This window comes from Stenotrophomonas maltophilia (assembly GCF_900186865.1).
Classification (GTDB): domain Bacteria; phylum Pseudomonadota; class Gammaproteobacteria; order Xanthomonadales; family Xanthomonadaceae; genus Stenotrophomonas; species Stenotrophomonas maltophilia.
In genome coordinates this window covers 1,301,582-1,322,408 of record NZ_LT906480.1, presented here as the reverse complement: position 1 = coordinate 1,322,408, position 20,827 = coordinate 1,301,582, and the positions used below count along the sequence as shown (strand labels likewise).

25 protein-coding genes are annotated in these 20,827 nt (G+C 66.9%); 17 read left to right on the top strand and 8 right to left on the bottom strand.

All coding sequences use genetic code 11. The annotated features are described in order from the left end of the window. The first annotated feature begins 43 nt into the window (after positions 1-43). Positions 44-769, top strand: a complete 726-nt coding sequence (locus tag CKW06_RS06345; RefSeq protein ID WP_005412626.1) for a hypothetical protein — start codon at positions 44-46, stop codon at positions 767-769. A 70-nt stretch (positions 770-839) separates the two neighbouring features. Here the strand turns inward: CKW06_RS06345 and CKW06_RS06340 are convergent, their stop codons facing one another. Beyond that, complete coding sequence (locus tag CKW06_RS06340; RefSeq protein WP_005412625.1) at positions 840-1,286, bottom strand: copper chaperone PCu(A)C; 447 nt, start codon at positions 1,284-1,286, stop codon at positions 840-842. A 34-nt stretch (positions 1,287-1,320) separates the two neighbouring features. Between CKW06_RS06340 and CKW06_RS06335 the strand changes: the two genes are divergently transcribed. The 4 genes from CKW06_RS06335 to CKW06_RS06320 all read left to right on the top strand — a co-directional run bounded on the left by CKW06_RS06335 (position 1,321) and on the right by CKW06_RS06320 (position 5,077). Beyond that, entirely contained in the window at positions 1,321-2,097 is a 777-nt protein-coding gene (locus CKW06_RS06335; RefSeq protein ID WP_012479449.1) for an enoyl-CoA hydratase/isomerase family protein, read from the top strand. 140 nt (positions 2,098-2,237) lie between these two features. Beyond that, on the top strand, positions 2,238-3,146 hold the full coding sequence (gene tesB / locus CKW06_RS06330) for an acyl-CoA thioesterase II (protein WP_005412623.1): 909 nt from the start codon (positions 2,238-2,240) through the stop codon (positions 3,144-3,146). A 4-nt stretch (positions 3,147-3,150) separates the two neighbouring features. Next, positions 3,151-3,660, top strand: a complete 510-nt coding sequence (locus tag CKW06_RS06325; RefSeq protein WP_005408550.1) for a hypothetical protein — start codon at positions 3,151-3,153, stop codon at positions 3,658-3,660. Positions 3,661-3,859: 199 nt separating this feature from the next. After that, positions 3,860-5,077, top strand: coding sequence for an RNA polymerase sigma factor (locus tag CKW06_RS06320; protein ID WP_024956280.1), 1,218 nt, complete (start codon positions 3,860-3,862; stop codon positions 5,075-5,077). A gap of 51 nt (positions 5,078-5,128) precedes the next feature. Here CKW06_RS06320 and CKW06_RS06315 read toward each other — a convergent pair whose 3' ends face one another. After that, positions 5,129-5,689, bottom strand: coding sequence for an EF-hand domain-containing protein (locus tag CKW06_RS06315; RefSeq protein WP_005412620.1), 561 nt, complete (start codon positions 5,687-5,689; stop codon positions 5,129-5,131). Between the two features lie 156 nt (positions 5,690-5,845). Here CKW06_RS06315 and CKW06_RS06310 point away from each other — a divergent pair, with 156 nt between their 5' ends. Both CKW06_RS06310 and CKW06_RS06305 read left to right on the top strand, forming a co-directional pair. Beyond that, on the top strand, positions 5,846-6,601 hold the full coding sequence (locus CKW06_RS06310; protein WP_024956281.1) for an arginyltransferase: 756 nt from the start codon (positions 5,846-5,848) through the stop codon (positions 6,599-6,601). Between the two features lie 38 nt (positions 6,602-6,639). Continuing rightward, the gene (locus CKW06_RS06305) at positions 6,640-7,854 is read left to right on the top strand and encodes an endonuclease/exonuclease/phosphatase family protein (RefSeq protein ID WP_032963165.1); all 1,215 of its coding nucleotides are present in this window, start codon (positions 6,640-6,642) and stop codon (positions 7,852-7,854) included. Positions 7,855-7,926: 72 nt separating this feature from the next. On the opposite strand, the gene purT is transcribed toward CKW06_RS06305, so the two are convergent. Beyond that, the gene (purT, locus tag CKW06_RS06300) at positions 7,927-9,120 is read right to left on the bottom strand and encodes a formate-dependent phosphoribosylglycinamide formyltransferase (protein ID WP_024956283.1); all 1,194 of its coding nucleotides are present in this window, start codon (positions 9,118-9,120) and stop codon (positions 7,927-7,929) included. A gap of 137 nt (positions 9,121-9,257) precedes the next feature. Here purT and CKW06_RS06295 point away from each other — a divergent pair, with 137 nt between their 5' ends. The 5 genes from CKW06_RS06295 to CKW06_RS06275 are packed head-to-tail and all read left to right on the top strand — an operon-like array spanning position 9,258 to position 11,956. Further along, positions 9,258-10,139, top strand: a complete 882-nt coding sequence (locus CKW06_RS06295) for an SPFH domain-containing protein (protein WP_024956284.1) — start codon at positions 9,258-9,260, stop codon at positions 10,137-10,139. 45 nt (positions 10,140-10,184) lie between these two features. Continuing rightward, positions 10,185-10,364 carry a type II toxin-antitoxin system antitoxin gene (locus CKW06_RS06290; protein ID WP_005412615.1) on the top strand — a complete coding sequence of 60 codons (180 nt, stop codon included), beginning with the start codon at positions 10,185-10,187 and terminating at the stop codon, positions 10,362-10,364. Next, positions 10,361-10,540, top strand: a complete 180-nt coding sequence (locus CKW06_RS06285) for a DUF4177 domain-containing protein (RefSeq protein ID WP_005412614.1) — start codon at positions 10,361-10,363, stop codon at positions 10,538-10,540. The genes CKW06_RS06290 and CKW06_RS06285 overlap by 4 nt, the downstream gene beginning before the upstream one ends. Positions 10,541-10,543: 3 nt before the next feature. Beyond that, on the top strand, positions 10,544-11,137 hold the full coding sequence (locus CKW06_RS06280) for a PH domain-containing protein (RefSeq protein WP_024956285.1): 594 nt from the start codon (positions 10,544-10,546) through the stop codon (positions 11,135-11,137). 9 nt (positions 11,138-11,146) lie between these two features. Continuing rightward, positions 11,147-11,956 (top strand): M15 family metallopeptidase, encoded by an 810-nt coding sequence (locus CKW06_RS06275; RefSeq protein WP_024956286.1) that lies wholly within the window; start codon positions 11,147-11,149, stop codon positions 11,954-11,956. Between the two features lie 368 nt (positions 11,957-12,324). On the opposite strand, the gene CKW06_RS06270 is transcribed toward CKW06_RS06275, so the two are convergent. The 4 genes from CKW06_RS06270 to CKW06_RS06255 all read right to left on the bottom strand — a co-directional run bounded on the left by CKW06_RS06270 (position 12,325) and on the right by CKW06_RS06255 (position 15,944). After that, the gene (locus CKW06_RS06270) at positions 12,325-12,696 is read right to left on the bottom strand and encodes a DUF423 domain-containing protein (RefSeq protein ID WP_024956287.1); all 372 of its coding nucleotides are present in this window, start codon (positions 12,694-12,696) and stop codon (positions 12,325-12,327) included. Between the two features lie 102 nt (positions 12,697-12,798). Further along, entirely contained in the window at positions 12,799-13,872 is a 1,074-nt protein-coding gene (locus CKW06_RS06265; RefSeq protein ID WP_005408538.1) for a polyketide cyclase, read from the bottom strand. Positions 13,873-14,106: 234 nt separating this feature from the next. Then, entirely contained in the window at positions 14,107-14,748 is a 642-nt protein-coding gene (locus tag CKW06_RS06260) for a response regulator (protein ID WP_005408537.1), read from the bottom strand. Beyond that, positions 14,748-15,944 (bottom strand): sensor histidine kinase, encoded by a 1,197-nt coding sequence (locus tag CKW06_RS06255; RefSeq protein WP_005408536.1) that lies wholly within the window; start codon positions 15,942-15,944, stop codon positions 14,748-14,750. Before CKW06_RS06255 ends, CKW06_RS06260 begins: the two co-directional genes overlap by 1 nt. A 150-nt stretch (positions 15,945-16,094) precedes the next feature. On the opposite strand from CKW06_RS06255, the gene CKW06_RS06250 reads away from it, so the two are divergent. Genes CKW06_RS06250 through CKW06_RS06230 form a run of 5 tightly spaced genes read left to right on the top strand, consistent with a single transcriptional unit; the run spans position 16,095 to position 19,118 of the window. Then, positions 16,095-16,691: a GNAT family N-acetyltransferase gene (locus CKW06_RS06250; protein WP_005408535.1), complete on the top strand. Its 597-nt coding sequence runs from the start codon at positions 16,095-16,097 to the stop codon at positions 16,689-16,691. Beyond that, on the top strand, positions 16,637-17,482 hold the full coding sequence (minC, locus tag CKW06_RS06245; protein ID WP_043034132.1) for a septum site-determining protein MinC: 846 nt from the start codon (positions 16,637-16,639) through the stop codon (positions 17,480-17,482). Before CKW06_RS06250 ends, minC begins: the two co-directional genes overlap by 55 nt. 37 nt (positions 17,483-17,519) lie before the next feature. Beyond that, positions 17,520-18,329, top strand: coding sequence for a septum site-determining protein MinD (gene minD, locus CKW06_RS06240; RefSeq protein ID WP_005408533.1), 810 nt, complete (start codon positions 17,520-17,522; stop codon positions 18,327-18,329). Between the two features lie 2 nt (positions 18,330-18,331). After that, positions 18,332-18,592, top strand: a complete 261-nt coding sequence (minE, locus tag CKW06_RS06235; RefSeq protein ID WP_005408532.1) for a cell division topological specificity factor MinE — start codon at positions 18,332-18,334, stop codon at positions 18,590-18,592. A gap of 46 nt (positions 18,593-18,638) precedes the next feature. After that, positions 18,639-19,118, top strand: coding sequence for a hypothetical protein (locus CKW06_RS06230; RefSeq protein WP_024956288.1), 480 nt, complete (start codon positions 18,639-18,641; stop codon positions 19,116-19,118). A 365-nt stretch (positions 19,119-19,483) separates the two neighbouring features. Here CKW06_RS06230 and CKW06_RS06225 read toward each other — a convergent pair whose 3' ends face one another. Continuing rightward, positions 19,484-20,713, bottom strand: coding sequence for a DUF819 family protein (locus tag CKW06_RS06225; RefSeq protein ID WP_005408530.1), 1,230 nt, complete (start codon positions 20,711-20,713; stop codon positions 19,484-19,486). Positions 20,714-20,827 lie beyond the last annotated feature (114 nt).

Here is a 20,827-nt window from a genome sequence, read left to right as displayed (position 1 = left end):
CCGGCCAGCGGCCGGCACGACCGACACTGATCAAAGGACTGACATGATCCACAAGACCGAACTGCGCGACCTGCTGCCCGGCATGGTCCCCTTCCCCACCGACGTCTTTCCCGCCGACCAGGCCTGGCTCGGCCAGCACCTGCTGCCGCTGCTGAAGATCGACCTGGGCGTGCTGCGCCCGGAACTGGCTGGCCAGGTGGCAACGATGCTGTGCCCGATCGAGCCGTACGACGGCTGCATCGGCGAGACCACCGAAGAACACCACAACGATTTCACCGGCACCAACTGGATCGCCTTCGAACTGACCGCCGGCAACCAGATGCGCTTCCTCGGCAACGAGGGCTATTTCATCGGCGATGCGGTACAGGACAAGGACGCACAGGAACACATCGCGCAGATGCGCGAGAGCTACGCCAAGGCCCGCGACTACCATGCCACGCACGGCCGTCTCGCCTGCTACTCGCGCTACGGCAAGGGTGAGGCCAGCGAGCGCGATTATCTGGATACGCTGGGTGGCCCCATTGGTTTCGGCAACTGGACCGAGACCGCGGAGATTCCCGCAGCCTTCGAACTGGGCTTCACCGAGGCGGCCGATGACCCCAATGCTGCGGACGATGCCGAAACGGTGATCATCACCCGCAATGGCAACAAATTCTTCGCCGTGGCCGACGTAGCCGGCTACAACTGGTGCGCCACCGGTGCCGACGCGATCGTGATGCTGTACGAGCCGGTCAGCCGCACGGTGCTGTTCTCTTACGACTGGTCGTAAGCCTGTTTGGTAGTGCCGGCCGCTGGCCGGCATACCGAGTTGCCGGCCAGCGGCCGGCACTGCCATCCCGCTACGGCGCGGCCTTGCGCACGGTCAACGTCGCACTCGCTTCGCTACCACCTTCCAGCTGCAGCCGCAGCGGCAGCACCTGCCCTTCCTTCAGCGCGCCCTTGCCCTGCATCAGCATCAGGTGCAGGCCGCCGGGCTTGAGCTCGGCACGCGCGCCGGCTGCCAGCGGCAGGCGCTCGATCGCGCGCATCCGGCTGACCCCGTCGACAATCGTGGTCTCGTGCAGCGACACATCACCGAAGCTGCTGCTGGTCGCGCCGGTGATCGCCACCGCCTTGCTGCAGCCATTGTGGATGACGCCGTAGCCGGCGGTCATCGGCATTGCCGGATTCGGAGGCAATCGCGCCCAGCCCTGCTCCACCGTGACGCACGCCGGTTCGGCGGCCGAGGCCGATGCTGCGGTCGCACACAGGACCCACAGTACGCCAACGAATGGTTTGGTTATCATCGCCCAGGTTCCTTCTTCGCAACGAGACCGCAGCATGACGACGCTCATCGAGGTGATCAACCATGGCCCCATCCGCGAACTGCGCCTGGCACGGCCGCCGGTCAACGCACTGGACACCGAACTGTGCCGGCAGCTGATCCATGCCATCGAGCTGGCCATGGCCGAAGACGCGCATGGCATCGTGCTGTCGGGCAGCGAGCGCGTCTTCACCGGCGGCATGGACGTGCCGCACCTGCTCTCGCATGGCGATGACAAGCACAAGTTGTTGGACACCTGGAACGCCTTCTTTGGCGCCGTGCGCACGCTGGCCGAGAGCCGCATTCCGGTGGTCGCGGCGATCACCGGCCACGCCCCGGCGGGTGGCTGCGTGCTGGCCCTGTGCTGCGACTACCGGGTGATGGCGCGCAGCGCCGATCCGTCGCGGCCGTATGCCATCGGCCTGAACGAAGTGCAGGTCGGCCTGATCGCGCCGGAGGGCATCCAGCGCCTGCTGCGCCGTGCGGTGGGCGTGCACCGCGCCGGTGTGCTGCTGACCACCGGTTCGCTGGTGCCGGCCGAACAGGCGCTGCAGATCGGTCTGGTGGATGAGCTGGCCGAGGGAGACCTGGTGGTGGCACGCGCCATTGCCTGGCTGCAGAACCTGCTCAAGCAGCCGCGCCAGCCGATGCTGCTGACCCGCGCGATTGCCCGTGCCGACCTGCATGAGGCGCTGCACCCGGACCTGATCCAGCTGGACCGCTTCGTCGAGGCCTGGTTCGCCCCGGACGCACAGAACGCCCTGCAGGCCCTGGTAGCCCGGCTGGGCAAGTAAACGGTAGTGCCGGCCGCTGGCCGGCAACCGCAGGCGCCCCAGGAGGCTCATGAGGCTGCCGGCCAGCGGCCGGCACTACCGATGATGGGCCGGCCTGCACCGGTATAATCGGGGCCTCTTCACTGCTGTGGCCGCCCCCCTTGAACGACACGCCCGAACCCGTCGTCTCCGAGCTGATCGACCTGCTCACGCTGGAGCGGCTGGAGGACAACCTGTTCCGCGGGCAGAGCCGCGACATCGGCACCAAGTACGTGTTCGGCGGGCAGGTACTGGGCCAGGCGCTGGCCGCAGCGCAGGCCACGGTCGACAATGGCCGCCACGTGCACTCGCTGCACGCCTATTTCCTGCGCGCTGGCAACATCGACCACCCGATCGTCTACGACGTGGACCGCACCCGCGATGGCGGCAGCTTCTCGGTGCGCCGGGTCACCGCGATCCAGCACGGCAAGGTGATCTTCTTCTGCGCGGCCTCGTTCCAGCAGGCCGAGACCGGCGCCGAGCACCAGCACAAGATGCCCGAAGTGCCACAGCCGGAAGACATCGAGCCGAATCGTCCGCTGCCGGCGGAAGTGCTCGAACGCCTGCCGATCAAGGTGCAGCGCTGGCTGTCGCGCGGTGGCCCGTTCGAGTTCCGCCACGTGTACCCGCGCGACGAACTGAACCCACCCAAGCGCCCGCCCTACCACCAGGTGTGGCTGCGCCTGAGCGAACCGGTGGGCGATGCGCCGGAGCTGCACCAGGCGCTGCTGGCCTACGCCTCCGACTTCCACCTGCTGGGCACGGCGACCTTCCCGCACGGTATCAGCTACTACCACCCGCACGTGCAGATGGCCTCGCTCGACCACGCGATCTGGTTCCACCGCCCGTTCCGCGCCGACGACTGGCTGCTGTATTCGCTGGACAGCCCCAGCGCGCAGGATTCGCGCGGCCTGGCCCGCGGCCAGTTCTTCACCCGCAATGGCGTGCTGGTGGCCAGCACCGCGCAGGAAGGCCTGATCCGCGTCGTTCCCGACCAGGCCGCGGCCGCTGCCGTGCCAGCCAAGGAGTAACCCCATGCGCCAGATCTTCAGCAGCCAGCGCGTGGAAACTGTCGAAGGCGTGGCCGAGCTCCTGCGCGAGCATGGCATCGACGTCAAGGTGACCAACGGGCGCTCGTACAAGACCCGCCGCCGCGGTCAGTTCAGCTATACCGACCTGGGCAACGCCAACGCCTATCCAGCGGTGTGGATCGTACGCGCCGACGATCAGCCGCGCGCGCGTGAAATCCTGCGCGAGGCGCGCCTGCTCGACACCACCCGTCGCGACCACCCGACCGCCGAGTTCGCCTTCCGCGACGCGCCGGAACCGGGCAGCGGCGGCCGCAGCTGGGCCTGGCGCATCCGCATCGCCCTGCTGGTGGTGATCGCCGGCGTGGCGCTGGTGATCGGCCTGCGCCATCGTGGTGCCCCGGCACCGGTCGCACCGGCCCCTGCCCCGCAGGTGCAGCCGCAGCAAGCGCAACAGGCCCCGCAGGCCGCGCCGGAAGAGGAAGAAGTGCGGGTCCGCATCCAGCCGTCGAAATGACGCACGGGTAGTGCCGGCCGCTGGCCGGCAGCCACAAAAAGGGGACGGAGGGGATCAAGTCGTTTGAGGCACAAACGACTTGATCCCCTTTTTTATCATGAGGATGCCGGCCAGCGGCCGGCACTACCGCACAGAAAGTCGGTCACATTGGGCGCGCGGCTCCGTCATGGGACACAATCCCAGCAGGAGAGCCGCCGCCATGACGACGTTCGCCGCATCGATCGACCAGACCCTGGAACGCGAACTGCCGGCCGCCGCCAGCGGTTGCCAGCACGCCTATGGCCGCATCGTGCTGGCCTGCCAGAACACGGTCACCGCCATCGCGCTGGCCATCACCCGCGACCGCCAGGCCAGCGAGGACATCGCCCAGGAAGCCTTCGTCAAGGGCTGGCAGCAGCTGCACCAGCTACGCAGTTCGACCAGCTTCCTGCCCTGGCTTCGGCAGATCACCCGCAACCTGGCCCGCGATTGGCTGCGTGCACAACGTGGCCGGCCGCTGACCGGCGAGGCCGCCGAGGTGGCGATGGGCATGGCCGCCGACCCTTCACCGGGCGCGGTCGACCGCCTGCAGCGGGTGGAAGAAGAGATCGCCGCCGAGGACATCATTTCCGCGTTGCCGGCCGACAGCCGCGAAGTCCTGCTGCTGTACTACCGCGAAGGGCAGCGCTCGCAACAGGTCGCCGACCTGCTCGGGCTCAGCGATGCGGCCGTGCGCAAGCGCCTGTCACGTGCACGTGCCCTGGTGCGCGACGGCCTGCTGCAGCGCTTCGGTGAGTTCGCGCGCAGCAGCGCACCCAGTGCCGCGTTCGCTACGGCGGTGGTTTCGATGGTACTGGTGGCCGCGCCCGGCACGGCCAGCGCAGCGATCCTGCTCGGCACCGGTGTCGGTGTGGGCGGCAGCAAGCTGGGCCTGGGCGGCGTCAGTGCCGCAGGCGGGGCAGCCATGGGTTCACTGACGGCCGCCGCCAGCCAGCTGCACCTGATTCCCGCCAGCGACTGGGCCACCGTTGCCGGTGGCGTCGTCGGCGGCATCATCGGCAGCTATCTGGGTGGCCGCTTCCTGCTGCGCTTCGCAGACACCCAGCAGGAACGAACAGCAGTGCGACGCTTCGTGCACCTCAATACGTTCACCGCGATGGTCGTCTGCACCAGCCTGCTGATCTCGCAGATGCTGCAGGTGCCGATCTGGCTGCAACTTGCGATTCTCGTCATCGGCCTGGGTACGGTGAACTACCAGTGCCTGGTGCCGCTGCAGCGCGTGATGGCACCCATGATCGCGCGCGATTCAGCGCGGCGCGGCCGCAGCGGAACCAACTGGAAATACGAATCCGTGTACGGGCGCACCGGCATCATCGGGGCGAACGTATTCGTGATCGGCCTGGTGGTATATGCGCTGATGCGCAACGGAAACGTGTAACGGACAACGCCGGCAGTACGCCGGCGTTGTCATCAATCACTGCATTGAACCTCAGCGCTGCGGCTTCGGCGCAGCGCCATCACGCGGACCGCCATGGCGCGGGCCACCGTGCATCGGGCCCTTGGCGGCGTCGAACTCGGCCTTGCTCAGCTGGCCGTCCTTGTTGGTGTCGGCGGCAGCGAACCAGGCATCACGATGCTGCTTCATGCGCAGCTCGCGGTCGGCCTTGTCCAGGTAGCCGTCCTTGTTCAGATCAAGCTGGTCGAAGCGCGCGGCCAGGCGCGGATCGGCCTTGGCTTCCTCGCGGCTGATGCGGCCGTCCTTGTTGACGTCCAGCTTGGCCCAGCGCTCACCGCCGTGGCCACGTCGCCCATGCTGCCAGCGCGGCAGCTCATCGCGCGAGAGCTTGCCGTCCTTGTTCTTGTCCAGCTCGTCGAACTTCGCGGCCAGGCGCGGGTTGGCGGCGGCCTCGCTGCGGTCGATGACGCCGTCGCCGTTGGTGTCCAGCCTGGCCGGGCGCGGCGCGGGCGTGGTCGGGGTGTCGGCGGCCAGCGCGATACCGGAAGCGGAGGTGCCCAGCAGCAGGGCCAGCAGCAGGGGGGTACGGATCATGAGGTCACTCCTGGGGATGGGAACAGCGTCGGGGTGATCACTTCACCCCCGGGGGACAACAACGCCCGGGCGCGACGTCGGTTGACGCTACTGCCGATTCCATTCATCCGCCGGACAGTCGCCGCCACTGCGACAACCTGGGGCTATGCTGTGCCCATGGCGATACATGGCGACAGAGACGACGAACTGCGACTTTTCCAGACCGGCGAGCACCCCTGCGGGTACTGGTCGGACCGGGTGGCACGCGACCTGGTGCTGGACCCGAACGACCGCCGCCTCGGTGCGCTCTATCCGCTGGCACTGAGCTGGGGCTTCCGCCGCAGCGGCGACCTGGTCTACCGGCCGCACTGCGCGCACTGCCAGGCCTGCGTGGCGGTGCGCATCCCGGTGGCGCGCTTCGCTCCGGACCGCAGCCAGCGCCGCTGCGCCGCCCGCAATGCCGACCTGGAGGTGCGGATCACCGCCGCCACCGCCCGCGACGACCTGTTCGCGCTGTATCACCGCTACCTCACCCACCGCCACGCCAACGGCGGCATGGACGACCATGGACCGCACGAGTTCGAGCATTTCCTGATCGGCAGCTGGTCGCACACCCGCTTCATGGAAATGCGCCTGCCCGGCCACGACGGCCAGCCCAGCCAGCTGCTGGGGGTGGCGGTGACCGACGTCACCGAGCACGGGCTGTCGGCGGTCTACACCTTCTTCGACCCGGACCACGCCGCGCGCGGGCTGGGCACCTTCGCGATCCTGCAGCAGATCGAGTGGGCGCGCCGCGAGGGCCTGCCGCACGTCTATCTGGGCTACTGGATCCGCGGCCACCAGAAGATGGACTACAAGCGTCGCTTCCATCCGCTGGAAGCCTACGATGGCCGCCGCTGGCACGATTTCGACAACGATCTGGACGGGCGCTGACAAACCGCTGACACCGGGCCGGGTGCACAATACGGCCCATGAACATGACCCGCCGCCATTCCCTGATCCTCGCCCTGGCCCTGCTCTGCGGCGCCACGGCCCCCGCCTTCGCCACGTCCCCTGCGATGACCGAAAAGCCGTCCGCTGCGCTGCGCCTGGCCACCTACAACACCTCACTGTACTCCGATGACGCCGGCGGCCTGATCAAGGAGCTGGAAGGCGACAGCGAGCACGCGCGCAAGATCGCCGCGGTGCTGCAGCAGGTGCGCCCGGACCTGGTGCTGCTGAACGAATTCGATTTCGACGACGCCCATCGCGCCGCCGACCTGTTCCAGAAGCGCTACCTGGAAGTGGCCCAGCCCGGCGGCGGCAAGCCGCTGCACTTCGCCTACCGCTACCTGGCACCGGTCAATACCGGCGTGCCCAGCGGGCTGGACCTGGACAACAACGGCGTAGTCGGTGGCGAAGGCCGCAGCCGTGGCAATGACGCGTGGGGCTACGGCCTGCACCCGGGCCAGTACGGCATGCTGGTGCTGTCGCGCTATCCGATCGACGAAGCCAAGGTGCGCAGCTTCCAGCTGTTGAAGTGGAGCGCGATGCCCGGCGCGATCCGCCCGGTCGATCCACGTACCGGCCAGAGCTTCTACAACGACCACGTGTGGTCGCAGCTGCGCCTGTCGTCGAAGTCGCATTGGGACGTGCCGGTGAAGACCCCGGCCGGCGTGGTGCATGCGCTGGTCTCGCACCCGACCCCGCCGGTGTTCGACGGTCCGGAGAAGCGCAACGCAGCGCGCAATCACGACGAACTGCGCCTGTGGCAGGAATACCTGTCCAAGGGTGACAAGCCGTGGCTGTGCGACGACAAGGGCCAGTGCGGCGGCCTGGCGCAGGACGCGCGCTTCGTGATCCTCGGCGACCTCAACAATGACCCGGTCGATGGCGATGGCCGCCATGAGGCGATCGTCGAACTGATCGAGAACGCCCGCGTGCTGCGCTACCCCACCCCGCGCAGCGTCGGCGGCGAGCAGACCAGCCTGGCCTATGCGGCCAAGGGCATCGAGCGCAAGGGCGCACCGTTCCACGCCACCGGCGACTTCGGCCCGAAGTCCGGCACCATGCGCCTGGACTATGTGCTGCCCTCGACCGGTTTCGAATACGTCGGCAGCGGTATCTTCTGGCCGGCCAATGAGAGCCCGGAAGCGAAGATCGCCGACGGCAGCGACCACCACCTGGTGTGGGTGGACGTGCGGTAGAGCAGCGTACCGACCAACGGTCGGTACGCACCGGGTTTCGGTAGGCGACGACCGTTGGTCGTCGCTCCTTTTTTACGGGCGCAGTTCGACGCCGATGACTTCGGCGGCATCACGCGCGGTGGCGCGTGCTTCGTCGATGGTTTCCGCGCGCGCCAGGGTCACGCCCACGCGGCGATGGCCGTGCACGCTCGGCTTGCCGAACAGGCGCACGGCGGTATCCGGCACCTGCAGGGCGGCGGCCACGTTGTTGAAGTACGGCACGCCTTCGCCGTGCGCCAGCAACGCACACGAGGCCGACGGGCCGCTCTGGCGGATCACCGGGATCGGCAGGCCGAGGATGGCGCGCGCATGCAGCGCGAACTCGCTCAGCTCCTGCGATACCAGCGTCACCAGGCCGGTGTCGTGCGGGCGCGGCGACACTTCGCTGAACCACACTTCGTCGCCCTTCACGAACAGCTCCACACCGAACAGGCCCCAGCCGCCGAGATCGTCGGTGATCGCGCGCGAGATCTCTTCGGCACGCGCCAACGCAGCACTCGACATCGGCTGCGGCTGCCAGCTTTCGCGGTAGTCGCCATCCTTCTGCAGATGGCCGATCGGCGCGCAGAACGAGGTGCCGTCGGCATGGCGCACGGTCAGCAGGGTGATCTCGTAATCGAAATCGATGAAGCCTTCGACGATGCAGCGGCCGGCACCGGCACGGCCACCGGTCTGCGCGTACTCCCACGCCGGGGCGATGTCCGCCTCGCTGCGCAGGGTGCTCTGGCCCTTGCCCGAGGACGACATCACCGGCTTGACCACGCACGGCAGGCCGATGGCGGCCACGGCAGCACGGTATTCGGCCTCGGTATCGACGAAGCGGTACGGCGAGGTCGGCAGGCCCAGGGTCTCGGCGGCCAGGCGGCGGATGCCTTCGCGGTCCATGGTCAGGCGCGCAGCGCGCGCGGTCGGGATCACCCGCAGGCCCTGTTCCTGTTCCTGTTCCAGCTGGACCAGGGTTTCGGTGTGGATGGCCTCGATCTCCGGCACCACCAGGTGCGGCTGCTCCTGGGCGATCAGCGCACGCAGGGCCATCGCGTCGAGCATGTCGATCACGTGCGAACGGTGCGCGACCTGCATGGCCGGCGCATCGGCATAGCGATCGGCGGCGATCACCTCCACGCCCAGCCGCTGCAGCTCGATGGCCACCTCCTTGCCGAGTTCGCCCGAGCCCAGCAGCAGCACGCGGGTGGCGGAGGGGGACAACGGAGTTCCAAGCTTGGCCATGGCGGTTCCAGCAGCGATGTGAAGGCGGGTGGGCATTCTAGCTGGCCGACCGCCCCGGCCACGGCATCCGACGAACGGTATCGGACAAGTGATATCACTTTGATATCTTAATTCCGAACCCTCAAGGACGTACCGCCATGAAAGAGAAGTCGCTGTCTTCCCTCAACGGCCTCGGCACGCTGGCCGGCGCCCTGCTCGTCGCCCTCGCTGGCGCCGCCCTGTTCGTACTGGGAGTGGCAGCCAAGGCCAGTGCCGGCTCGCCCAATCTGTTGCTGATGCTGCTGGGCGCCCTGCTGGTGGCGCTGGGCGTGTTCATCCTGGCAGGCCTGTACACCATCCAGCCCAACCAGGCCGCCGTGCTGAGCCTGTTCGGCAAGTACGTGGGCACCGTGAAGGACAACGGCCTGCGCTGGAACAACCCCTTCTTTGCCAAGCGCCGGGTCAGCCAGCGCGTGCGCAACTTCGAGAGCGGCAAGCTGAAGGTCAACGAGCTGGATGGCAGCCCGATCGAGATCGCCGCGGTGATCGTCTGGCAGGTGGTCGATGCCTCGGAGGCGGTCTACAACGTCGACGATTACGAGAGCTTCGTGCACATCCAGTCCGAATCGGCGCTGCGTGCGATGGCCACCAGCTATCCCTACGACCAGCACGAGGATGGCCAGCTGGCCCTGCGCAGCCACGCCAGCGAGATCTCCCAGCACCTGAAGAACGAGCTGGCCGAGCGCCTGGCCGATGCCGGTGTGCAGGTGATCGACGCGCGCATCAGCCACCTCGCCTACGCCGCCGAGATCGCCCAGGCGATGCTGCAGCGGCAGCAGGCCAACGCGGTGATCGCCGCGCGCACGCGCATCGTTGCCGGTGCGGTGGGCATGGTCGAGATGGCCCTGGCCGAACTGCAGAAGAACGGCGTGGTGCAGCTGGACGAGGAACGCAAGGCGCACATGGTCAGCAACCTGCTGACCGTGCTGTGCTCGGACCGCGGCACCCAACCGATCGTCAACGCCGGTTCGCTTTACTGAGCCATCCTCGCAACGGGGCGCCCCACCGCCCCGCCAGGAGTTTTCATGAGTGAGAAGAAAGCCTATCCGCTGCGCATCAATGCCGAGGTCCTGGCCGCGGCACAGCGCTGGGCTGACGACGAGCTGCGCAGCCTCAACGCGCAGATCGAATACGTACTGCGCGACGCCCTGCGCAAGGCAGGACGCCTGCCGAAACCCAAGCCATCGCCGGAGGACAAGGAATGAGCAAGCGCTGGAGCTACCAGACCATCGAGGTCAAGACGTCCATGATGGGTGTACTCAAGCCCGAGGACATCCAGGCCGAACTCAGCCGCCAGGGCCAACTGGGCTGGGAACTGGTCAACATCATCATCCCGGCGCCGATGCGCCCGGCGATGCTGGTGTTCAAGAAGGAGGCCTGAACCATGGGCGGCAGCGACCCGAAACCCTTTGACGTGGCCGAGAGCTCGCCGCTGCGCGTGCTCTGGATCGTGCTGCCGCTGCTGGCTGCCTTCGTGGCCTGCCTGTATGCACAGCTGTACAAGGCACCGGCGAGCGCACCCTGGATCGAAGTAACGCTGTCGCCGCCCTGGTTCCGGATGGGCGGCAGTGCGGCATGGAGCCTGCTGGTGATTGCCCTGCTGGGCATTGGACTGGGCACGGCCTTCTTCCGCCGCCGGGTGGAACTGGCCGGCGATGTGCTGGACGTGCGTTCAACGATGTACCGGCGGCGGGTGCCGGTGGCGCAGTTGCGGCTGGACCAGGCCGAGGTGGTCGACCTGCAGCGTGACCGCCGCTACGGCATCCGTGTCAAAACCAATGGCTATTCAATGCCGGGCTTCTACTCGGGCCACTTTCGCCTGCAGGGAGGCGGCAAGGGCTTCGCCCTGGTCACCGACCGTGCGCGGGTGCTCGCCCTGCCGGTCAGTGATGGCAGCACGCTGCTGCTCAGTGTGGACCGGCCGCAGGCGCTGCTCGATGCGCTGCGCAAGGTGGCCGCGTCGGCGCCACGGCAGTAAGCTGCGGCGATGCAACGACGCGCCCCCCTGCTGATCAATACCGAGGCCATCGAATTGTGGCCCGCCGACTTGCTGCGCGCGCGCAGCAACCTGGACGCACGCCTGCTGTCACAGGCGCGTTGGGTGCTGCGGCGCAAGCGTGATGGCCGCTATCTGGCCGCGGTGCTGGCGAGCGGCGTCCATTCGCTGATACCGCGCCTGCCGCGCGAACCCGGGGTCGAGGAAGCATTGGCACTGCTGGATGCCGCGGCTGCACGGCCCTTCGGCGCCGGACTGGAAGATCAGTGGCTGCCGCTGGCCGGGTTGCAGCAGCGCCTGCAGCAGCTTGGCCTGGATGCACAGCGCTATGCCGACGACAGCGGCCTGCCGCTGGAATCCGAGCCGTGCCTGCTGCACTTCGCCGGTCGCGACCGCTTTGCACGCCCATTGTGGCTGCGCCGTGGCGCCGCGCAGGGCTGGCGACGGATGCGACTGCACGCGGCACAGGATGGAATTGCGCTGGATGCCATCTCCGGCTTCCGCAGCCATGCCTACCAGTTGGGCATCTTCGAACGGAAGCTGGCGCGCGGCTTGAGCGTGACAGAGATCCTGAAGGTGAATGCCGCACCGGGTTTCAGCGAACACCACAGCGGCCACGCGCTGGACATCGGCACACCAGGCGACGCCCCGGCCGAAGAGTCGTTCGAAGCCACCAACGCGTTCGCGTGGCTGCAGGCGCATGCCGGCGGGCACGGCTTCCATCTGAGTTACCCGCGCGACAACCCGCACGGCATCGTCTACGAACCGTGGCACTGGTGCTGGAGACCGGCCAACGGCTGAGCCCCTCGTGGCGAAAGCCTGGAGCGGTCAGCGCATGGCCGCGGGATGGAACAAGAGAGCAAAGACAAAAGCGGGTCGCTTCGCTCGAAGCCTCTACAACGGATCAGCGCGCGGCTGTTGGGTCCGCCTTCAAGCGAGCCGAGCACCGCAGGTCCGGCGAGGGCGAAGAGGTGCGGGTGTCTGAGCGCAGCGAGTTCCCGCACCGCCCCTCGACGGGCCGAGGAGCGCAGGGGACCGGTGCGCAGCACCGGCTCGCGGCCGGCGGCGCGTTTCTTTTGGTTACTTTTCTTTTCGCGCGAAAAGAAAAGTAACGCCCATGGACGGTGCAGATCGCATCAGCATGGATCGAAGAAACAACCTCGACTCAGTCACCGCCTCAACGCATTGATCGCCAGCAACACCCACCCGGCCATCATGCTGGTGCCCCCGATCGGCGCCATCCGCGTCGGCCACTGCCACAAGGCACCGCCCACCAGGCTGCCGGAAAACAGCAACACGCCCAGCAGCAGCACGTACAGCGCCAGGTGCGCGGTCGCCCCCTGCGCACGCGGGCCAAGCGCCACCAGCACCGCGCCATGCGCGAACGCATACAGTGCCGCCATGTTCAGGTGCTGCTGTGCCAGCGGGTCGGCCACAGCGTGCGATGCGTAGGCGGACAGGCCGATCGAGGCCGCCGCCAGCAGCGCACCAAGGCAGGCCAGCAGGGAAGGCTTACGTGCGCGACGTTCCAGGTTGAACATGGGGGCTCCTTGCACAGCGCCCTTTCCGGGCGCCAGATGAAAAAAACGCGCCGCAATGAGCGGCGCGTTTTCGTGTCCAACACTACATGGGTCAGCCGAGGCTTACTTGACGGCCCAGTAAATGTCGTAGGTACCTTCCGGGGTGAACGACTTGTCGATGCCATCCTTCCAGGTTTCGTACGGACGGTCGATCACTTCGTTGCCGGAGGTCACAGCCCAGGCGCGCAGGCCGTTGCGGGCAACGTCCAGACCCGCCATGTGGCCGGTGTAGGCCGCATGTGCCGAGCGGTGCGGAGCCACGTGCACATACTTCACCGGAGCGCCACCGTCGATCTTGACGGTCAGGGCTTCAGCGGTGGCACCTTCAGCACCCTTCTTCTTCACCGGCTGGGCGATGTCGAAGGCGTACTTCTCCTGGCCGAAGTCGGTGGTGATGATGCGGAACGGACCGGCGGCTTCAAGGCCATTGGCCTCCATCACGCGCTTGATCCACTCCTGGTTGTCCTTGATGGACTTGGTGATCGTGTCCTGACCGCGGTCCACGTTACCGGCGTTGACGACCAGCAGATCCTCAGCCGGCACATCGACGATGGCCAGATCGGTCAGCGGGGCTTCCGGCGTGCGGTAGTCGACGTTCGGGACGGTGGCCAGCATGTTGGCCATGCGCGACAGGCCCATCTTGATGTCGTCGCCGATCTGGCGGCTGACATACAGGCCTGCATAACGGCCGAACAGGTCGAAGCCGTACTTCACCGAGTAGTCCTGGGTGATCTTCACGTTGCGGCCACCCTTGCCGGTCGGCTCCAGGGTGAAGGTGGTGACCTTGTCGTGCCCCTTGGTGGCGTCTTCGATGGCGATCGCAACGCGCTTGTTCTCTTCGGCGTCGGTGATCTTCCAGGAGCCGGTGCCCAGGTCCTTGGAGGTGAAGTCCAGGGTGGCACCCTTGCCGGAGGCCGGGCCGGACAGCTTCAGTTCAACGGCGGGATCGCGCAGTACCAGCGGGTTCCAGTCCTTGAAGCGGCGCAGGCTGCTGACCGTGTCGTACACGATCGTCATCTTGCGGTTGGTCTCGATGCTTTCGGTGATGTGACGCTCGCCCGGCAGACATACGCCAATGATGACGAACAGGCCAGCCACGATCCCCAAGGCGATCAGGAACTCGATAATACGGGTCATTCAGAGAGTCTCCGGGGCCGATCCCACGGCCGGGTTGATTGAAGCGAAGCGCCAATCCTAGCAGGCTTCGCGGGCATTGTTTATCGGGATTGGCGCACCGGTTTCCCTGCCGGCTGCGTATTTGTATGGACAAAGAATTCGAAGGGTAACGCATACCGCTGCCCGGCAAGTAGGGGGGCACCTTGGCCGGAACCCCCTGCCACCACCCAAGTCTTTGTACCGAAACGATTTTCCTCAGACCAGCTGGAGTTCGAACGCCTTCAGTACCGCGCGCGTACGGTCGCGCACACCCAGCTTGGAGAGGATGTTGGACACGTGGTTCTTGATGGTGCCCTCGGCCACGCCCAGCGAGTTGGCGATCTCCTTGTTGGAGAAGCCGCTGGCCATCAGCCGCAGGATCTCGGTCTCGCGGTCGGTCAGCGGGTCCGGGCGGTCCAGGCTGACGAACTCGTTGCGCATGTGCTCCAGGCCCGACAACAGGCGCTGGGTCACCGCCGGCTGTACCAGCGAACCACCCTCGGCCACGGTACGGATGGCACCGACCAGCTGTGCCAGGGTCACATCCTTGAGCAGGTAACCCTTGGCACCGGCCTTGAGGCCAGCCAGCACCAGCTGATCGTCATCGAAGGTGGTGAGGATGATGGTCGGCGGCAGCTGTTCCTGCCGCGACAGCACCTGCAGCGCTTCCAGTCCGGACATCACCGGCATGCGCATGTCCATCAGGACCACGTCGGGGCGCACCTGCGGGATCAGCTCGACCGCCTGCCGGCCATCGCCGGCCTCGGCCACCACCTCGATGCCATCGTCGAGCGCCAGCAGGGAGCGGATTCCCTGCCGCACCAGGGTTTGGTCATCGACCAGGCAGACGCGAATCATCAACGTACTCCTTCAGGAACCTTGGTAAGGGCGGCCACCAGCACCGTTGCCGGCACCGTTGCCCGCAGGCGGAAGCCTTCACCGGGACGGGTCTCGATCTGCAGCTGGCCACCACATTGTTGCAGGCGCTCGCGCATGCCGCGCAAGCCATTGCCCACATTGACCATGTCCGCGCCGACACCGTCGTCGCGGGCCTCCACCACCACCCGGTCCGGGGCTTCACGGTACACCTTGATCCACAGGTGGCGCGCACCGGCGTGGCGCACCGCGTTGGTGATGATCTCCTGCGTGCAGCGCAGCAGGACGTGGGCCCGCTGGGGGTCCTCCACGTTCAGCGGATCCTCGATCTCCAGCTGGATGTCCAGCGAGGGCACGTTCTCGGTCAGCGGGCGCAGCGCCGCGGCCAGGTCGATCGCGCCGGTCTCGCGCAGCTGGCTGACCACCTCGCGCACGTTGCCCAGCAGCAGTTTGGCCAAGGTGTGGGAGCGCTTCACGTGCTCCAGCGCCTGCCCTTCGGCCAGGTGCCCGGCCACTTCCAGGTTCAGGGTCAGCGCGGTCAGCTGGTGGCCCAGCAGGTCATGCAGCTCGCGCGAGATGCGGGTGCGCTCATTGACGCGGGCACTCTCGGCAAGCAAGGCGCGGGTGGCACGCAGCTCTGAATTGAGCCGGCGCTGTTCGTCGCGCGCCTCGGTCTGCTGCCGGGCAACCAGGCTGGTCACGAAGATGAACATGGAAAAGCCGCCGTACAGCAGCGACTGCATCACCGCTTCGAACAACGGGAAGCGCAGCAGCAAGTAGTAGACCGGGGCCACCGCCAGTTGGCTGACCAGCAGCCACAGCACGCCCAGCCGCACCGACAGCATCCACGGAATGACCCCGGCGGCCACCATCATCAGGATGCTGCCCAGGCCCGAGCCGCTGAGGAAGCTGACGCCCAGCGCCGAAATCGTCAGCAGCAGCAGCAGGCCGCGGTCCAGCCAGCTGGTGGGGCTGTCGCTGCGCAGGATGCGGGTCAGCCAGTAATAGGAGGTGCCGAAGGACAGGTAGGCGACGAACAGCAGGACCGCCCAGCCGCCCATGTCACCGCGGCTGTGCAGGTTCTCGAACTGCGAGTACGCCAAGGGCAGACCGACCATGACCCAGGTGAACAGGCCGGCCAGGCGAAGGACGCGGGTATGGCTGAGGACTCCCAACATGCCAGCACTCTACGGGCCCGGCCTGCACACCGCACCCCACGGAAGTCATGCCTGCCCGGTCGCCTGTTCATGCCGCAGCCCACCCCGGGCATGCAATAATCGTGCGCAGGGTCCCTTGATGGACCAACCGCGTTACCCCACGGAGTCACAATGTCGATTGTCATCCGCGACGTGCGCGAGCACGAGCTCGATTCCGTCCTGGCTTTGAACAACAACGCTGGCCTGGCCATCCTTCCCCTGGATGCGGCCCGCCTGCGCCTGTTCTATGAAACCGCTGAGTATTTCCGCGTCGCCGAGCGCGACGGCAACCTGGCCGGCTTCCTGATCGGCTTCGGCAGCGACAGCCAGCACGACAGCAGCAACTTCGCCTGGTTCAAGCAGCAGCTGGACACCCCCTTCTTCTACATCGACCGCATTGTGGTCGCCAGCCGCCGCCGCGGCGGCGGCGTCGGCCGTGCGTTCTATGCCGACGCGCAGAGCTTTGCCGAGCTGCGCTACCCGCAGATGACCTGCGAAGTCTTCCTCGACCACGGCGCCGATGCCGCCCTGCTCTTCCACGGCAGCTTCGGCTTCCGCGAGCTGGGCCAGAACACCATGGCCCAGGTCGATGTGCGTGCCAGCATGCTGGCCAAGGAACTGTGCAGCTACCCGTGGGTCCAGGAGACCTACGGCGGCAAGCTGCCGGATGTGGCATGGACACGCGCCCGGCAGCTGCCGGCGCAGGCACAGCGGCCGACGGGGACCTGAGCGTGGCGGTGAATTTCGATTACGAACAGGCCGGTGAACTGAAGATCGGCCAGGTGGGCATCGCCAACCTTCGCATCCGTACCCTTGATGTCGAACGCCTCGTGCAGGAAATGCGCGAGCGCGTGACCCGTGCGCCGAAGCTGTTCGGCCGCGCGGCGGTGATCCTCGATTTCGGCGGCCTGAGCCAGGTTCCGGACGTGGCCACCGCGCAGGCGCTGGTCGATGGCCTGCGCAGCGCCGGCGTGCTGCCGGTGGCGCTGGCCTATGGCACCAGCGCGGTCGACCTGCTCTCGCAGCAGCTCGGCCTGCCGCTGCTGGCCAAGTTCCGCGCCCAGTACGAACGTGCCGAGGCCGAAGCGGCCCCGCCGCCGCCCGCACCGGAACCGCGCCGCGCCGCGCGTGCCGAACCGAAGCCAGCCCCGGCCGCACCGGTAGCCAAGATCGCCGATGCAGCCGCGCCGCAGCCGGGCCGCATGCAGCTGGGCAACGTGCGTTCGGGCCAGCAGCTGTACGCGGAGAACTGCGACCTGACCGTGATGGCCACCGTCGGCGCCGGCGCCGAGGTCATCGCCGATGGCAGCATCCATATCTACGGCACCCTGCGCGGCCGCGCGCTGGCAGGGGCCCAGGGCAACACCGCGGCACGCATCTTCTGCCGTGATTTCCATGCGGAACTGGTGGCCATTGCAGGCCACTACAAGGTACTGGACGATGTTCCGGACAACCTGCGCGGCAAGGCCGTGCAGGTGTGGCTGGAACAGGACCAGATCAAGATCGCTGCGCTGGACTGACGCAGCCCCAAACTAATGCAGAACCAGGAGAAGTCCTTTGGCTGAAATCATCGTAGTCACCTCCGGCAAGGGCGGCGTGGGCAAGACCACTTCCAGCGCGAGCCTGGCCTGTGGCCTGGCGCGGCGCGGCAAGAAGGTGGCGGTGATCGACTTCGACGTCGGCCTGCGCAACCTCGACCTGATCATGGGGTGCGAACGCCGCGTGGTGTACGACTTCGTCAACGTCGTGCATGGCGAAGCCACCCTCAAGCAGGCCCTGATCAAGGACAAGCGCTTCGACAACCTGTATGTGTTGGCCGCCTCGCAGACCCGCGACAAGGACGCACTGACCCAGGAAGGCGTGGGCAAGGTCCTGAAGGACCTGGCGGCCGATGGCTTCGATTACATCATCTGCGACTCGCCGGCCGGCATCGAAAAGGGAGCATTCCTGGCGATGTACTTCGCCGACCGCGCCGTGGTGGTGGTGAACCCGGAAGTGTCCTCGGTGCGCGACTCCGACCGCATCATCGGCCTGCTGGACTCGAAGACCCACAAGGCCGAATCCGGCCAGAACGTGCCTGCCTTCCTGCTGCTGACCCGCTACACCCCGCTGCGCGTGGAGACCGGCGAGATGCTCAGCATCGCCGACGTCGAGGAAGTGCTGGGGCTGAAGGCCATCGGCGTGATCCCCGAATCAGGCGACGTGCTCAATGCCTCCAACAAGGGCGAACCGGTGATCCTGGATGTCGAATCCGCTGCCGGCCAGGCGTATGACGACGCCGTCGCGCGCATCCTCGGCGAAGATCGCCCGATGCGCTTCACCAGCGTCGAGAAGAAGGGCTTCTTCAGCAAGCTGTTCGGAGGGTAAGCATGGGCCTGTTCGATTTCCTCAAAGCGAAGAAGACCACCGCCGAAACCGCAAAGAACCGCCTGCAGATCATCATCGCGCAGGAACGCAGCCACCGCGGTGGCCCGGACTACCTGCCGCTGCTGCAGCGCGAGCTGCTGGAAGTGATCAAGAAGTACGTGAACATCGACGTCGATGCGGTCAAGGTCGACCTGGTGAAGGATGGCCAGCACGATGTGCTGGACATCTCCGTGGCGCTGCCAGAAGGCCCGGACAAACCCTGATGCCCCGCCCCGTCCGTGCCTGCATGGGCGGGGCCGCGTGACCTGCATGACCGATACGACAACCGCCGCGGACATCACCTGCGTGGGCGACATCGCCTTCGCCGACGCGCAGTGCCTGCTCGCCGCGCATGGCCTTCGCCTGCACCACGTGGCCGCAGGCGAACCGATTCCCGGCAGCTACTGGGGCGAGCCCGAGGCGGGCATCATCGCCAGCAATGTCTATGTGCGCGATGACACCCCGGTGCATTCGATGCTGCATGAAGCCTGCCACCTGATCGTATTGCCGCCGGAGCGGCGCGCGCAGGTGCACACCGATGCTACCGATTCGGTGGCCGAGGAAGATGCCACCTGCTACCTGCAGATCGTGCTGGCCGGGCAGCTGCCTGGTGTTGGCAGTGCGCGGTTGATGGCCGACATGGATGCCTGGGGGTACACGTATCGGCTGGGGTCGACACAGGCGTGGTTTGAGCAGGACGCCGAAGACGCGAAGGCGTGGCTGGTCGAACGCGGCTTGCCGGTTGCGTAAAGCCGCGGGCGCGGTTGGCCACGGGCGCGTGGCGACGCGTCGGACCTTGCGGCGCCCCTCTTTTCACTCGGCGCGGTTCGAGCAGGACGCCGAAGACGCAAAGGCATGGCTGATCGAACGCGGCTTGCCGGTGGCGTAAGGCCGCGGGCGCGGTTGGCCACGGGCGCGTGGCGACGCGTCGGACCTTGCGGCGCCCCTCTTTTCACTCGGCGCGGTTCGAGCAGGACGCCGAAGACGCAAAGGCATGGCTGATCGAACGCGGGTTGCCGGTGGCGTAACGCATCGGTAGTGCCGGCCGCTGGCCGGCAACCTCATGAACCCGTGAAGCATTACCTGGTTGCCGGCCAGCGGCCGGCACTACCCCATCAGCCCTGCCCTGCCAGCGCGCGCAGGGTGATGCCGACGATGTAAGCCAGGTAGGTGCCGGTGGCATAGCCCATCGTGCCCAGCAGCACGCCCACCGGCGCCAGTGCCGGATGGAACGCCGCGGCCACCACCGGCGCCGAGGCCGGTCCACCGATGTTCGACTGCGAACCGATGGCGAAATAGAAGAACGGCACCTTCAGCAGCTTGCCCAGGCACCACAGCAGCACGATGTGCACGGCAATCCAGATCAGGCCGAGCAGGAACAGCCACGGGCGGTCCAGCAGCGCCAGCAGATCCATCTGCATGCCGATGCAGGCGATCAGGAAGTACAGCAGCAGCGAGCCCAGGCGCGATGCGCCCGCGCCTTCCAGCGTGCGCGCACGGGTGAAGCTCAGGCTCAGGCCCAGCGTGGTCGACAGCACCACCACCCACACGAACGGCGCGTCCAGGCTGAACTGCGAGGCCCAGCTGACGTTGGCCTTGAACCATGCTGCCAGCGGCGCGCCGATGGCATGCGAGAGGCCCACGCCACCGAAGGCCACCGCCACGATCAGCATCAGGTCGGTGAGGCTGGGAATGCGCTCGTGTTCAGCCTGGAAGCGCGCGATGCGCTCCTTCAGTTCATCGATGGCCGAGGTATCGGCGCCACTGCGCGCGTCGATCTTCGCTGCCCGCCCCGCCAGGAAGATCAGTGCGGCCATCCACACGTAGCCGACACCCACATCGACCACCGCGAACTGGCCGAACGTGGTCGCATTGACGTCGAATACTTCGCGCATTGCCAGCATGTTGGCACCGCCACCGATCCAGCTGCCTGCCAATGCGGCCATGCCGGCCCAGGTGTCACCGGCCACGGTTTCCGGATGCAGCGCGCGCATCGCCAGGAACGCCACCACCGCACCGAGCATGATGCTGGCCGAGGCGCCCAGGTACATCAGCACCAGCTTCGGGCCGAGCCGCAGGATGCCCTTGATGTCCACCGCCAGGGTCAACAGGATCAGCGCTGCCGGCAGCAGGATGTCGCGTGCGATCGGGTTGTAGAGCTTGGTGTTCTGCCCATCGATCAGGCCGACGGTGTTGTAGATGCCGGGAATCAGGTAGCACAGCAGCAGCGCTGGCACGAAGGTGTAGAAGCGCTTCCACAGGCCCTGCTCGCGCGAGGCGGTCCAGAACACGGCGCCAAGGGTGGCGGCGATCAAGCCGAAGACGACGATGTCGTTCTGGATCATGCAGGTGCTCTGGGTAGAGCCGGCCGCTGGCCGGCTGCTGTTGGCGGCGGATCATGAGGGTGTGCCGACCAACGGTCGGCCCCCACCGGTAAAGCAGATGGCGAAACAAAAGCG

Coding starts and splice junctions, on each gene's coding strand:
- CKW06_RS06345 (WP_005412626.1), top strand. CDS start 44: ATGATCCACAAGACCGAACTGCGCGACCTGCTGCCCGGCATGGTCCCC.
- CKW06_RS06340 (WP_005412625.1), bottom strand. CDS start 1,286: ATGATAACCAAACCATTCGTTGGCGTACTGTGGGTCCTGTGTGCGACC.
- CKW06_RS06335 (WP_012479449.1), top strand. CDS start 1,321: ATGACGACGCTCATCGAGGTGATCAACCATGGCCCCATCCGCGAACTG.
- CKW06_RS06325 (WP_005408550.1), top strand. CDS start 3,151: ATGCGCCAGATCTTCAGCAGCCAGCGCGTGGAAACTGTCGAAGGCGTG.
- CKW06_RS06320 (WP_024956280.1), top strand. CDS start 3,860: ATGACGACGTTCGCCGCATCGATCGACCAGACCCTGGAACGCGAACTG.
- CKW06_RS06315 (WP_005412620.1), bottom strand. CDS start 5,689: ATGATCCGTACCCCCCTGCTGCTGGCCCTGCTGCTGGGCACCTCCGCT.
- CKW06_RS06310 (WP_024956281.1), top strand. CDS start 5,846: ATGGCGATACATGGCGACAGAGACGACGAACTGCGACTTTTCCAGACC.
- CKW06_RS06305 (WP_032963165.1), top strand. CDS start 6,640: ATGAACATGACCCGCCGCCATTCCCTGATCCTCGCCCTGGCCCTGCTC.
- purT (WP_024956283.1), bottom strand. CDS start 9,120: ATGGCCAAGCTTGGAACTCCGTTGTCCCCCTCCGCCACCCGCGTGCTG.
- CKW06_RS06295 (WP_024956284.1), top strand. CDS start 9,258: ATGAAAGAGAAGTCGCTGTCTTCCCTCAACGGCCTCGGCACGCTGGCC.
- CKW06_RS06290 (WP_005412615.1), top strand. CDS start 10,185: ATGAGTGAGAAGAAAGCCTATCCGCTGCGCATCAATGCCGAGGTCCTG.
- CKW06_RS06285 (WP_005412614.1), top strand. CDS start 10,361: ATGAGCAAGCGCTGGAGCTACCAGACCATCGAGGTCAAGACGTCCATG.
- CKW06_RS06280 (WP_024956285.1), top strand. CDS start 10,544: ATGGGCGGCAGCGACCCGAAACCCTTTGACGTGGCCGAGAGCTCGCCG.
- CKW06_RS06275 (WP_024956286.1), top strand. CDS start 11,147: ATGCAACGACGCGCCCCCCTGCTGATCAATACCGAGGCCATCGAATTG.
- CKW06_RS06270 (WP_024956287.1), bottom strand. CDS start 12,696: ATGTTCAACCTGGAACGTCGCGCACGTAAGCCTTCCCTGCTGGCCTGC.
- CKW06_RS06265 (WP_005408538.1), bottom strand. CDS start 13,872: ATGACCCGTATTATCGAGTTCCTGATCGCCTTGGGGATCGTGGCTGGC.
- CKW06_RS06260 (WP_005408537.1), bottom strand. CDS start 14,748: ATGATTCGCGTCTGCCTGGTCGATGACCAAACCCTGGTGCGGCAGGGA.
- CKW06_RS06255 (WP_005408536.1), bottom strand. CDS start 15,944: ATGTTGGGAGTCCTCAGCCATACCCGCGTCCTTCGCCTGGCCGGCCTG.
- CKW06_RS06250 (WP_005408535.1), top strand. CDS start 16,095: ATGTCGATTGTCATCCGCGACGTGCGCGAGCACGAGCTCGATTCCGTC.
- minC (WP_043034132.1), top strand. CDS start 16,637: ATGGACACGCGCCCGGCAGCTGCCGGCGCAGGCACAGCGGCCGACGGG.
- minE (WP_005408532.1), top strand. CDS start 18,332: ATGGGCCTGTTCGATTTCCTCAAAGCGAAGAAGACCACCGCCGAAACC.
- CKW06_RS06230 (WP_024956288.1), top strand. CDS start 18,639: ATGACCGATACGACAACCGCCGCGGACATCACCTGCGTGGGCGACATC.
- CKW06_RS06225 (WP_005408530.1), bottom strand. CDS start 20,713: ATGATCCAGAACGACATCGTCGTCTTCGGCTTGATCGCCGCCACCCTT.